This window comes from Enterococcus sp. HY326 (assembly GCF_026157065.1).
Classification (GTDB): domain Bacteria; phylum Bacillota; class Bacilli; order Lactobacillales; family Enterococcaceae; genus HY326.
This window is the reverse complement of the sequence record NZ_JANLGQ010000001.1, coordinates 295,698-308,553: the sequence shown is the minus strand read 5'-3', so window position 1 is coordinate 308,553 and position 12,856 is coordinate 295,698. Positions and strand designations below refer to the sequence as shown.

Genomic DNA, 12,856 nt, shown 5'->3' with positions numbered 1-12,856 from the left:
TGATAATGGCGGGGCAAAAACGGATGAAGAGCGGGGGCGGGAGACACGATTTTCCCGGCGGATTTTTGATGATGCCACGCCGCTGGAGATGGATGAGCCGATTGCGCCGAGGAATGAAACCAATGAGCCGACACAATCAACAAATACTGAGTCCAATGATACAAATTCAGTTGACAGTAATCTAGAAAATACGCCAACGCCGCCAGAAGCGGTTACACCTAGTTGGCGAGAGTCTAATGATTTTTCTGATACAACAGAAGAGCCGTTGCCGCCAGTTAACGAGCAGCCAACGCCAAGTCTTGAGGATATTGATTATTCCAGCGTGGGCTCACGGTCACAGGAGAATCACGAGACTAAAAAAGAAGAGCCCGACCCGACTCTGGAGGAGATTGCAGAAATGCCACCTCGCCAGAGAAAATATGAAACCCGCAAGAAGGAACGAAAAGTAGTGCGGCGGATTGTTTTGATTGTGGTGGCAACATTGGCTGTCTTAGGAACAATTTTAGGCGTGACCTTCTATAACTTCGTTCAAGGGGCTTTGCAGCCTCGGGATGCGGAAGATTCACAGCTGGTGCAGGTCAATATTCCAAGTGGATCGTCGAATAAAGAGATTGGTGACATTTTAGAAAATGACAATGTGATTGTCAGCGGATTAGTCTTTAATTACTGGACAAAATTTAATAATGTCGACGGCTTCCAATCAGGCTACTACCAAATGTCGCCTGACATGACGCTGGATGAAATTTCAACGTTGCTGCAGGCTGGTGGAACGGCTGAGCCGCAGGCGATTGCCGATGCCAAGATTGTTATTCCGGAGGGCAATGATATCGCCAGCATTGCCGATATTATCGAAACCTCAACGGAGGGGGCAATTACCGCTGATGACTTCTTAGCGGTGATGAACGACGATGCCTATTTCCAAAAAGTTTTAGCGTTGTATCCGCAAATGCTGACGAGTGCGAGCGAGGCGGAGGGTGTGAGATATCGCTTGGAGGGTTATTTATTCCCAGCGACGTATGATTACTACGCAGACACGACAACTGCTGAAGGTTTAGCCGATCAAATGGTGGCGGCGATGTACGAGACCTTGAGTCCTTATTTTGAAAGTATTCAAAATCAAGGCTATACTGTGCAACAATTCTTGACACTGGCTTCATTGGTTGAGCGGGAAGGTGTGACGGCTGAAGATCGGGCGAATATTGCGCAAGTCTTTATTAACCGGATTAATGCTGGCATGGCGCTGCAATCAGATATTTCGATTTTATATGCGTTAGGTGTGCACAAGGAAGTTGTCACATATGACGATTTAGAGGTGGATTCACCTTATAATCTCTATACCAATACTGGGTATGGACCGGGGCCGTTTGATTCGCCAGGTTTGGCGTCAATCGAGGCGACCTTGAATCCAACAGCGAATGATTATTACTACTTTGTCGCTGATGTTGATACCGGTGATGTCTATTTTGCTGAAACATATGAAGAGCATCAACAACTAGTTGAGGAATATGTGAATAACTAGTTTACAATTATTCTTAGTCATGGTAACCTTTTGTGGAGTGATTTTTTCTCTGCAAGGGGTTGCTTTCGATTTAACCAGAGAAATAGACCAATCGATAACATTTAAATTAAATCAAGACTATAATAGATGGAAGAAAAAAAGGGGAAGATTAGTATGGCGGATAAAGTTTATCCAATGACACTTGACGGAAAAGCCAAGTTAGAAGAAGAATTAGAAAATTTAAAAACCGTAAAACGTGGAGAAATCATCGAACGTATCAAAGTGGCTCGCAGTTTCGGTGACCTTTCTGAAAACTCAGAGTACGAATCAGCTAAAGATGAGCAGGCCTTTGTTGAAGGCCGCATCACCACAATTGAAACGATGCTGCGTTTTGCTGAAATTATTGACAATAACAATGTCAACAATGATGAAGTATCTATCGGTAAAACGGTGACCTTCATCGAAATGCCTGACGGCGAGGAAGAAGAATACACTATCGTCGGCAGTGCCGAAGCCGACCCGTTTGCCGGTCGCATCTCTAACGATTCACCAATTGCCCAAGCCTTACTTGGCAAAAAAGTGGATGATGTCGTAGCCATCGCAACACCCGGCGGCGACATGCAAGTGAAAATTACTAAGGTTGAAATGATTTAATTTAAAAGATGAAAGCCACGCTGCTGCAATTCCTTGAAAAGGAAATTACGGTAGCGTGTTTTTTTTTGATCTTAATCCCATGAAATATTCTCTATACTATCATAGCGATTTGTTAATTGTGATAATTCTTTGCGAAGTATGATTCATTTAAAAGAAGCGTTGTTTGTTGAAAAAATAGATTGAATTTTCTGAAATGTTTTTTTAATTGTAACTAAAGTTATGGTAAAATTTACTAAGGTACAAAAATAAAAAATTTTTAGGGGGAATAAAATCTATGAAGAAACTTGAAGCTTTTATGGAGAAACACTTGATGCCATATGCCGTGAAGATTGGTTCAATTAAAGGATTGATTGCCATTCGTGACGGGGTTGCGTTAGCAATGCCTTTAATTATCATCGGAAGTGTTTTTCTAATTATCGGTAGCTTTCCAATTGAAGAATGGACGAATTTTATTGGTGGTTTAATGGATGGCCGTATTTCGGCGGCATTAACCCATGCAACAAATTCTTCGTTTGGAATTATGGGATTAGTTGGTGCTTTTGGGATTGCCAGAAGTATGGCTGAGCAATACAATGTAGATGGAGCTAGTGCTGGGGTAATTTCAGTTTCAGCTTGGTTGATTTTAACTCCAAATATTGTCTCTGATTTAGGTGAAGGAGTGCCGGTGACATATTTAGGAAGCCGGGGCCTTTTTATCGCCATTCTTGTAGGTCTTTTATCCGCTTGGGTATTCCAATGGTTTGTCAATCGAAATATTGTTATTAAAATGCCCGAAGGAGTACCGCCAGCTGTAAGTAAAAGCTTTGTAGCGTTAATTCCTGGAGCAATTATTTTACTAGTAGCAATTGCTGCATCTTTGATTATTGAAACATTTTTTGACAATGCGCATGAGTTATTGGCAACCGTTTTGGCGGGACCACTTGGAATCTTGGGTGGTTCATTATTTGGGGCCATTTTGACAGTATTTTTAAATAGTGCATTTTGGTTTATGGGAATCCATGGGGGAAATATTGTCGGTTCAGTGACTGGTCCAATCTTCTTGGCTAATACCGATGCCAATCGTCTTGCTTTACAAGCTGGCGAACCGCTTCCAGAAATCTTTACATCGCAATTTTTTGATTTATTTGCTTATTTAGGTGGTGGTGGGGCTGTAATGGGTCTAGCTTTTGCCATCCTTTTCTTTGGAAAAAGTGCGCAGTCAAAAGCAATGAAAGGGGTCGGGGTTGTTCCTAACCTATTTAATATCAGTGAGCCTTTGATGTTTGGTATGCCGATTATGTTCAATATGCTTTACCTAATTCCTTTTGTGATAGCACCAGTAGTTAATGTAATTATCACTTATTTTGCTATGGTCACTGGTTTGCTTAGTCGCACAATTGGGATTGCGGTTCCATGGACGACACCACCGATTATTTCAGGTTGGTTAGCTACTGGAGACTGGACGGGTCCGTTATGGCAAATTATCTTACTTGTTGTTGATATGTTAATTTATTTACCATTCTTTTTAATGAGTGATAAACGGCAATTGGTTACAGAGCAGGTAGCTAGTGGAAATGACACAACTGAAGAATCATCAGTTGAAAAATAATTATTTAGAAGAGGTGTCCAAATGGTCCAAAGATTAATTAGTGCAAACTCTAGCGAAATTCTGAAGATGAATCGAGAAGAGCTATTGCAAAGTATCAAAGCAAGCGAAGGAAGAGTCGTTCTAAGTGAAAATGTTGTAGTTCATCCATCGGTAGCTGGTGATATTACAGCGGCGGAAATGGCTAGAGCGTATGGAGCCGACATGATTTTATTCAATGCATTTGATGTGAACCATCCAATCGTTGTAGCAGCCTATGAAGGACAATACACTGCTGAAACTAGTATTCCAAATGATGATGTCGTTAATCGTATGAAAGAGTTAGTTGGCTTACCTATCGGAGTCAATTTAGAACCAGTTGATTCTAAAAGTGACATGATGTCAACAACTCTTGAAATTTCTGCTGGGCGTCAAGCTTCGAAAGAATCCTTCGAAAGAGCGAATCAACTAGGATTTGATTTTATCCTATTAACTGGAAATCCTGGAACCGGTGTAACAAATAAATTAATTGAAGAAAATATCAAAGTTGCAAAAAAATATTTTAATGGTGTGATTATTGCTGGAAAAATGCATAGCTCTGGTGTTGATGAACCAGTAGCCAGTGCGAAAACGGCAAAACAATTTGTCGATGCGGGAGCGGATATTGTCCTAGTTCCTGCTGTCGGAACAGTTTGGGGCATTGAAGAAGAAGAGATTCGGGAAGTTGTAAAATACGCTCACTCTAAAGATAAATTAGTAATGAGCGCTATTGGAACTTCGCAAGAAAGCTCTCAACCTGAAGTGATTCAACAAATTGCTCTTGCAAACAAAAAGTTAGGTGTAGACATTCAGCATATCGGAGATGCAAATATGGGATTAGTTGGTATCGAAAATATCAAAGAGCTATCTGATGCAATCCGTGGTAAACGTCACACAGTAGCGAGACAAGCTCGCTCAATCAATCGTTAGTTTTAAGATAGCTTAACAGCCCAAAATTCTGTTAGTAGAATTTTGGGCTGTTTTTATATCTAAGAAAAGGGTGAATCAGTAAGTATACAAAATAATAGACTTGTAATAGGAACCCTGTTTTATCTTATCTCCCCAAAAGCGGAAGCAGTAAAGTTACGGCATCGTAAAGGTAATGGCAAAGCCAGCTAACCCAAATACTATCGGATTTATGCCAAAGATAATTGAGCAAAAAACGCACGGGGGCTAAGGTAAATAATAACTGTAACGGATGAAGTCCATAGACGGTAACGTGCCAAAAGGCAAATAGAATACTAACGAGGATTGAAGCAACCGTAAAGGAGAGGCCAATTTTTTTTAAGGCCAGTAAAATGTTGGTGCTGATGATTTCTTCTCCCATAATCATCAGGGGCACTTGTGTTAATAAAATCAGTGGCTGAAAGGTGCTTTCAATCGAGTTTTGGGTAATCCGACCAAAGAGAGTTGTATAGATCAGACCAAAGCCCAGACCAACTACCAGAGTTAGAGGAGCTCCCCATAAGCTGGTTTTTATGCTGAAGTGCTTGAATTGATTGGTAAAGAGCTTCTTCAGTAAAAAGTAGCCGGCCAATCCTGCTAAAACGGCATTCCAGCCGCTTCCAAGAATTGTTAGAGTAGAGGTGCTCAAACCAGTTAAGTGTAACAACAAATAGGACACAGCGACTGCAATGGTAACCAGAATCAGAGCAACAGCATTTCTATTTTTAGCCATAGTGATTATCCTTCCCATAAAACCTTTTTATGCTGTAAATTATAAACCTATAGATAACATTTTTGAAAATGATAGGTAACAAGGTGACGAAATTGTTCGTTAGTTTTGTTAGAGAGAATTTTGCGTTTTGCAGATGGAAAAAGGCGGAAGAAAACTTCGATGACGCACTATCTTAATTTTTAAGGATAAAAAGGATTTCTCGAGCTATTTTGCGCAATTATTTTTCAAAATATTCTCTAAAAGTTATTTACTGATTTTTTCAAAACTGCTATAGTTAACAATTAGGTCTTAGGTCCAATGTAAATGGAGCGAAAAAGCTTTAAGATAGATATAGAATCACGGAAGAAGGGGGCAATTGCATGGGCTCACTACGTTTTTTTATTGTAGTTGAAATCTTACTATTTTTATTTGGCGTCTATCAGGTGTTGACCAATCCGGCGCTGTTATTGTTATTAGCCTTTGGAATATTTTGTGTCTATTTAGGTTTGCGCAAACGTAAGCGGGGCCGGGGAAATTTCCAAAGTTTTGAATTGATTTTTGGTTTATTTATGATTTTCTTAGGTCTGGCGAGTTCGCCGGCTTTTTGGATAATGCTGATTTTAGCAGTGCTGTATATCGGTCTTAAAGGAATTGAAATTTCCGGGGTTGATATCACGAAAAATTCTTTTTGGCGTAAAAAACAAATGATTATCGTGAAGTCAACGGAGCCTCAGGATCATGACAATCAAAAAGAAAAAATGCAGTGGCTAGGCAGCGAGCGGATTGGCGATGATGTCTATGAATGGAATGACATCAATTTGAATCTGCTAGCAGGGGACACGATTGTTGATTTGGGCAACACGTTGTTACCAAAAGACGATAGTATTGTCATTATTCGTAAAGGCTTTGGCCGGACCCGGATTTTAGTGCCACTGGGTGTGGGAATTCAATTGCAGCATTCGGCCCTCTATGGACAAATTGAATTTGAAAATACGCAGGATGCATTGAAGAATGAGACAGTGACGTTGTATAGTAGCGATTACGACCAAAATCCTCGCCGCTTGAAAATTTTGACCAACACGTTGGTAGGTGACTTAGAGGTGATTCGCGTATGATGCAAAAACCAGGTCGCCTTTTGATTGCATTGTATGCTATGCTTGCCTACTTTGTGTTGTTCTTGTTTATTCTTTTTACTTTTTTTTATGCGAGCGGCACCACTCATTGGTGGGTGGAACTGGTCACTCAGAAAATCTTCTTTATCCCCTACCTAGTCTATCTGGTGGTGATTGCTGCCGTGTTGGGCCTACTGACTTATTTTATTGTTAACTGGCTGCAGCGCTCCGGTAGTAAAGCGATTGAAGAAAAATTGCGTTTATTAGCGAATGGCAATTATGATAATCCTAAATTAACCGAGGAAATTGATTATTCCAATAATATTTACTTAAATGAGATGAACCGAGATGTTTTACGAATTCAAGAAAAATTAGTGGAAATTTCCCGGGAGCTGCAGGCTTTAAATAGTTTGCCGCAACTAGTGGATGGTAGTACCAAAGAGGAAATCTTGGAGCAGGAGCGCCATCGTTTGGCGCGGGAGCTTCATGATTCCGTTTCTCAGCAATTATTTGCGGCGATGATGCTATTGTCGGCATTAAATGAAATCGCCAATCAAGATGAAAATTTGGCGCCTTTACGTAAGCAACTGGATACAGTGACGTCCATCATTAATGCTTCCCAATCAGAAATGCGGGCACTATTGTTGCATCTGCGGCCAGTCAGTCTTGAAGGCAAAAGCTTGAAGCAGGGGATTGAGCAGCTGCTGAAGGAATTGCAGACAAAAATTCAAATTGAGTTAAAGTGGGATGCTGAGGAAGTCAAATTGTCAGCGAACATTGAAGATCAATTATTTAGAGTGGTGCAGGAGCTATTGTCGAATACTTTACGGCATTCCAAAGCCAAGGAATTGGAAGTCTATCTGCATCGAATTGGCCCGAATGTCTTGCTACGGGTGGTGGATGACGGTGTCGGCTTCGATGTCACCGAAAGCCGGGCCGGTAGTTATGGGTTGAATAATATTCGTGAACGGGTCGCTGGTGTCGGCGGGACCGTCAAGATAATCAGTTTTAAAAAACAAGGAACCAGCGTTGAAATCAAGGTTCCAATTTTAGAGGAGGAATCTGCATGATTCGTGTAATGCTGGTGGATGATCATGAGATGGTGCGCTTAGGCGTGTCGTCATACCTGTCGATTCAAAGCGATATTGAAGTGGTAGGAGAAGCGGAAAACGGGCGACAAGGCTATGAATTGGCCTTGGAGTTGCGACCGGATGTGATTTTAATGGACTTAGTGATGGATGAAATGGACGGCATTGAGTCCACTAAATTAATTTTAAAGGAATGGCCAGAAGCGAAAATTATTATCGTCACAAGTTTTATTGATGACGAAAAAGTATATCCGGCGATTGAAGCGGGAGCAGCGGGCTATTTATTGAAAACCTCAACGGCAAGTGAAATTGCCGAAGCGATTCGGGCAACACAGCGGGGGGAACGGGTCTTAGAGCCAGAAGTTACCACCAAGATGATGGAGCGCCTCAGCCGGAAAAACGAGCCGGTCTTGCATGAGGATTTAACCAATCGAGAGGTTGAAATTTTGATGCTGATTACCCAAGGGATGAGCAATCAAGAAATCGCCGATGAGTTATTTATCACCTTGAAAACGGTGAAGACCCACGTCTCCAATATTCTTTCTAAATTGGAAGTGGAGGACCGCACGCAAGCGGCAATTTATGCCTTTAAACACGGCTTAGTTAAATCATAAAAAAACTGTCAGCACAGTGACTGTCTTCAAAAATGAAGCAGAACTGAGCTGACAGTTTTATTTTGGGTGAAATTTTAACTGACAAAGGCCATGACAATGCGAATAAATTGCGGTAGAAAAATAACTGTGTAGAGGGTACGGCTAATTTGAACTAAGGCGATTTTTGTCATATCGCCGCCAAGGTCGCCGGCAATCAAGGAAATATCAGTCGCTCCCGCAGGCGATGAGGCAAAAAGAGCCGAGCGGAAATCCAGAAGCTTGCGGCGGGAAATAGTCACACCAAAAATCACATTGATCACTAGATAACTGGAGAGCAAAATAATCGCCGGCAAAATCAAACTGCCCATATTTAAAATGCTGTCTCTAGTAATCGTACTGCCGATAATTGAACCGGCAATCAATTGGGCAAAAAAGCGAATATGCTTAGACAAAGGAGCAGTATTTTTCAAGAGCTTGATGCCGATGGAAAAGACTAACGACAAGCTTAAAGCTCCAACCGGAATCTTTAAAAAGACGCCAATCAGTCCGCCTATAGCAGCCACCACGAGAATCAACAGGTTATTCGCCAAAGCAGAATTAGTGCCGTGATTTAAAGTTTTTTCCAATTTTGGTTCGGCAACTTCAACGGGTGGGTCTTGATTTTTATTAAGCTTTTTGATTAAAAACTCTATCCAATAAGGCAGAATTAATAACATTCCTACTAAGCGAATCAGCTGCATCGTGGCGACAATTTCTGATTTGGCCCCCATGTCAATACTGATAAGGGAAACATCCATAATCCCCCCTGGCAAACAGGAAAGCAGGCTGGTAATCAAGTCAAAGTCAAATAATTTGAAGAATAAAAAGCCCATTGCAAAGGTATTAATCGTAAATAATAGCAGTAAAAAGAGAATCGGTTTGGCCATTTTGGGGAAGGTCTGCAGGTCCCGTTTGGAAATCTGCTGGCCGATATAAGCGCCGCTGACAATTTGCGCAAAGGTCTTAAAATAACTGGGCATAAATAAATCATGAACAAAAACAGAGTAAAGAGCCACACCAATCATGCTGCCGGTCATAAATGGGGCCGGCAATTTTAATCGCTGGGCAATTTTAGCACTGATCAAGGCCACGATAAAGGTGAGAAGAATAGTTTTAAACACGGAGCTACCGCCTGTCTTTTTTAACTAAATTGTAGCAAATTTTCAACATAATTGTGAAGAAAATTTCAAGGGAACTGTTGTAAAAAAACCTGCAGAATGGCTTAGTAGCAAAGAAAATCGGAATTTTTGTTGTAAAGCCCTTCATTATTTTGGATAAAAAAAACAGCGAAAGAACATTTTTTGGTTGGTTTAGAGGAAATAGGACTTTAATGACTGCTGTTCCAATCATTAAAGTCCTATTTTTTTGTTTCCGTCAGTTCATTGTAATAAAGGTAGTTGTGAAGATGGCAATCCATGAATCCATCCCATCCAACAGCTTGGTTATCAGCTGATAGGAATCTGATTTGCGAATTTCCTTTAAGCGCTGTTTGATTACGTCACGCTCGTATTTAGAAAAATACTTTCTAATTAGCGAGTTTTTTTCTAAAAGGGCTGATAGTATCACAACCTCATCGGTAATTTTGCCATCTTCCAATAGTTCTGCTCGAATCTTTTCGATAATCGCAATGATCATCTTTTCTTCCGGCAGTATATAAGTCTTGTTTTTAAATAGACCTTGATTGTGCTTTTCACTTGCATCACCCAATTGAACTAAAGACGCTCCGACTGATGTAAAGAGGGCTTTTGGCAGCTTATCATTGAAATAGAAATCTTCGCCTAAGCTTTCAATTGTTTTGGGTTTATTATCTCTAATAAAATTATAGACCGGTTGCAGATAATTTAGTTGAGGAGGGAGGTCCTTTCCGACGACAAATCTTTTTTTGTTGTCCAACTCGATGATTCCAGCAAATTGCAACTCTAATATGGCGCTGGCAAACAAAATAGCAGCTCCTTCGTCGCTGTTAACCAATTCAGCGGCGCCCTTAGGATTTAACGAGCATAAAAAATATTCCTGTGTAAAACTTTTTCCCATTGTTTTTCTCTCCATCTTTAAATAACTTGTGTCTTGTTTAAAGTCTACCAAAAGCTCTTCATTTGTCAAAGAGCCTTAAAAATGGCAGTTGATGGGATGAGGAGTTTTCCTCTAAGTTTAACTAAATAGACTGTTAAGTTTCCTTTCTGTCGGCTAGTTTTTTTAAGCCCCCTTTGATATACTTCCTTATGAAGCTATTTTAGGAAATGAGGCAGAAGGATGAGCACGAAGCAGAACTTTGCGATTATTGGATTAGGTCGTTTTGGCGGCAGTATTTGTCGGACTTTGATTGAGGCGGGCATGGAAGTGCTGGCAATTGATAGCAATGAAGATCGGGTAAATGAATATATGAATATTGCGACCCATGCGGTTGTGGCCAATGCGCAAGACGAGATGACGCTGCGTTCTTTGGGGATTCGTAATTTTGATTGTGTTGTGGTGGCGATTGGTGAAGATATTCAGGCCAGCATTTTGGCAACTTTGATGGTCAAAGAGTTGGGCGTGCCTAATGTCTTAGCCAAAGCGGTCAATGATTATCATGCTCGGGTGCTGGAAAAAATCGGTGCCGATAAAGTCGTTCATCCGGAGCGGGACATGGGGGAACGAATTGCCCATCAGCTGGTCTCTAAAAATATTTTGGATTATCTTGAGCTCTCTGATAAATTCACCTTAGCTGAAATTCATGTCGAAAATGAAAAATTCTACAATAAATCGTTGATGGAACTGAACTTCCGCCAGCATTTTGGTTTGACCGTAGTGGCCATTCGCCGCAAAAATGGCCAAGTCGTGGTCTCACCGGCTGCTGATGAAATTGTGCAGCAGGCAGACAATTTATTGGTAATTGGGGAGACAGATGATGTAGAATATTTAGATGAGAAGATGAATCAATAGAAGGTGGGCTAATTGTGAAAATTACTGTAACAGATCAAGCGTTGGCGTGGTTTAAAAAGGAGCTGACCTTTCCAGCAGGCAGCGGCGTGCATTTTTATGGAAAAGTTTACGGGGCAACGAACGTCCATGAGGGCTTTTCCGTTGGGATGTCAGTTGACCAGCCGGTAGCACCAATTTATTCGGAAACCATTGATGGTATTTTATTTTTCGTAGAAGAAACAGATGCTTGGTTTTTTGCCGATTATGATTTGCTAGTAGATTATGATGAAAAACTAGAGGAACCAAAGTATACCTTCAGCGAATAAATATTGAAGTAGTCACAAGCGCAGCTTAAAAAAGCCAGCGCTTGTTTCTTTTTAGTGCTACTTATATTACAATAACTTTAGAATGTTGCATTTAAAGGAATTTTTGGAGGATTTTATCAATTATGCTATCAATTGTAGTGCCCTGTTATAATGAAGAAGAGTCAATTCCATTATTTTATGCTGAAATGGAAAAAGTTCAGCAGCTAGTGGAGGATGAGTTTGAATATATTTTTGTCAATGACGGCTCAAAGGACAATACCCTTAATATCCTGCGGGAATTGGCACAGCAAGATCACAAGGTCCGCTATATCTCGTTTTCCCGCAATTTTGGCAAAGAAGCCGGCCTTTTAGCCGGCTTAGAGGCGACCCGTGGCCAACTAGTGACGGTGATGGATGCCGATTTGCAGGATCCACCAGAATTACTGCCGCAGATGATTGCCATGCTGGCAGCCGATCCTGATTTAGATTGTGTCGGCACTCGGCGAGCTGACCGGGAAGGCGAGCCTGCCATCCGCAGCTTCTTTGCCCGCATGTTTTATAAAATCATCAATAAAATCGGCCAAGCGGAAATGGTAGACGGCGCTCGTGACTTTCGCTTGATGACCCGTCAAATGGTGGACGCTATTTTAGAGCTGCGGGAATACAACCGCTTTTCTAAAGGCCTCTTCAGCTGGGTGGGCTTTAAAACCGAATACCTTTCCTATGAAAATCGTGAACGGGTTGCTGGCGACACCTCTTGGTCCTTTTGGTCTTTGTTGAACTATTCAATTGATGGCATTATTAATTTCTCTGATATGCCCTTGAATATTGCCTCTTTTATGGGCTTTTTCTCCTGTCTGGGCTCAGGAATCGCTATGCTGATTATTATTTTTCGGACGTTCTTTTACGGAGATCCGACTAGCGGCTGGCCGTCAATGGTCTCAATTTTCCTTTTTGTCGGCGGCTTGCAGCTGATGTCTCTAGGAATTATCGGCAAATACATCGGCAAGATTTTTTTAGAAACAAAAAATCGGCCTGTTTATATTGTCAAGGAGACAGAGGAGAAGGTACGGGTTGAGGAAGAATAGCATTTTTAGACACTAGACATTTTGAGGATAGCTGGACTCTTGTGTGTACTTTTCAAAGTAATATGTTAGTGAAATATAAAAAAACTACTCTTTGATTCAAAGAGTAGTTTTTTAATTTGGAACTTGCTTATTTTAAATCTTTTGACGGCGCTAATCTTCATGGACTTTATTGTAAATATGAAATATGCTTAAGTAATTGTTTAAAGCCAGACTCCGTGCATCTGCGAAGTAAAAAAAGATTATAATATTTGTTGAGAAAATGAATATAAATTTTTTACTAAGTACTCAAAGGATGAAGTAACTCTTTTTATCCTT

The 12,856-nt window shown here is 40.9% G+C and carries 13 protein-coding genes; 10 read left to right on the top strand and 3 right to left on the bottom strand.

Annotation, left to right across the window (positions count from 1 at the left end):
* Positions 1-322: 322 nt before the first annotated feature.
* The 4 genes from mltG to ORH16_RS01510 all read left to right on the top strand — a co-directional run bounded on the left by mltG (position 323) and on the right by ORH16_RS01510 (position 4,685).
* A complete protein-coding gene (gene mltG / locus ORH16_RS01525) occupies positions 323-1,519 on the top strand; it encodes an endolytic transglycosylase MltG (RefSeq protein ID WP_416207833.1) in 1,197 nt (398 codons plus the stop codon).
* A 153-nt stretch (positions 1,520-1,672) separates the two neighbouring features.
* On the top strand, positions 1,673-2,152 hold the full coding sequence (gene greA, locus ORH16_RS01520) for a transcription elongation factor GreA (protein ID WP_322597275.1): 480 nt from the start codon (positions 1,673-1,675) through the stop codon (positions 2,150-2,152).
* Positions 2,153-2,426: 274 nt separating this feature from the next.
* Positions 2,427-3,740 carry a PTS sugar transporter subunit IIC gene (locus ORH16_RS01515; RefSeq protein WP_265455605.1) on the top strand — a complete coding sequence of 438 codons (1,314 nt, stop codon included), beginning with the start codon at positions 2,427-2,429 and terminating at the stop codon, positions 3,738-3,740.
* Between the two features lie 21 nt (positions 3,741-3,761).
* Entirely contained in the window at positions 3,762-4,685 is a 924-nt protein-coding gene (locus ORH16_RS01510; RefSeq protein ID WP_265455603.1) for a haloacid dehalogenase-like hydrolase, read from the top strand.
* Between the two features lie 124 nt (positions 4,686-4,809).
* On the opposite strand, the gene ORH16_RS01505 is transcribed toward ORH16_RS01510, so the two are convergent.
* Positions 4,810-5,433 carry a CPBP family intramembrane glutamic endopeptidase gene (locus ORH16_RS01505; protein ID WP_265455601.1) on the bottom strand — a complete coding sequence of 208 codons (624 nt, stop codon included), beginning with the start codon at positions 5,431-5,433 and terminating at the stop codon, positions 4,810-4,812.
* A gap of 359 nt (positions 5,434-5,792) precedes the next feature.
* Between ORH16_RS01505 and liaF the strand changes: the two genes are divergently transcribed.
* Genes liaF through ORH16_RS01490 form a run of 3 tightly spaced genes read left to right on the top strand, consistent with a single transcriptional unit; the run spans position 5,793 to position 8,226 of the window.
* Complete coding sequence (liaF, locus tag ORH16_RS01500; RefSeq protein ID WP_265455599.1) at positions 5,793-6,527, top strand: cell wall-active antibiotics response protein LiaF; 735 nt, start codon at positions 5,793-5,795, stop codon at positions 6,525-6,527.
* Entirely contained in the window at positions 6,524-7,594 is a 1,071-nt protein-coding gene (locus ORH16_RS01495) for a sensor histidine kinase (protein WP_265455598.1), read from the top strand. Before liaF ends, ORH16_RS01495 begins: the two co-directional genes overlap by 4 nt.
* Positions 7,591-8,226: a response regulator gene (locus ORH16_RS01490; RefSeq protein ID WP_265455596.1), complete on the top strand. Its 636-nt coding sequence runs from the start codon at positions 7,591-7,593 to the stop codon at positions 8,224-8,226. Before ORH16_RS01495 ends, ORH16_RS01490 begins: the two co-directional genes overlap by 4 nt.
* 74 nt (positions 8,227-8,300) lie before the next feature.
* Here the strand turns inward: ORH16_RS01490 and ORH16_RS01485 are convergent, their stop codons facing one another.
* Positions 8,301-9,365 carry an AbrB family transcriptional regulator gene (locus tag ORH16_RS01485; RefSeq protein WP_265455595.1) on the bottom strand — a complete coding sequence of 355 codons (1,065 nt, stop codon included), beginning with the start codon at positions 9,363-9,365 and terminating at the stop codon, positions 8,301-8,303.
* A gap of 253 nt (positions 9,366-9,618) precedes the next feature.
* The gene (locus ORH16_RS01480) at positions 9,619-10,278 is read right to left on the bottom strand and encodes a GOLPH3/VPS74 family protein (RefSeq protein WP_265455593.1); all 660 of its coding nucleotides are present in this window, start codon (positions 10,276-10,278) and stop codon (positions 9,619-9,621) included.
* 219 nt (positions 10,279-10,497) lie between these two features.
* Between ORH16_RS01480 and ORH16_RS01475 the strand changes: the two genes are divergently transcribed.
* The 3 genes from ORH16_RS01475 (at position 10,498) to ORH16_RS01465 (ending at position 12,541) form a co-directional block, all read left to right on the top strand.
* Entirely contained in the window at positions 10,498-11,169 is a 672-nt protein-coding gene (locus ORH16_RS01475; protein WP_265455591.1) for a potassium channel family protein, read from the top strand.
* Between the two features lie 14 nt (positions 11,170-11,183).
* On the top strand, positions 11,184-11,474 hold the full coding sequence (locus tag ORH16_RS01470) for a HesB/YadR/YfhF family protein (protein WP_265455589.1): 291 nt from the start codon (positions 11,184-11,186) through the stop codon (positions 11,472-11,474).
* 122 nt (positions 11,475-11,596) lie between these two features.
* Complete coding sequence (locus ORH16_RS01465) at positions 11,597-12,541, top strand: glycosyltransferase family 2 protein (protein WP_265455587.1); 945 nt, start codon at positions 11,597-11,599, stop codon at positions 12,539-12,541.
* The last annotated feature ends 315 nt before the right edge of the window (positions 12,542-12,856 follow it).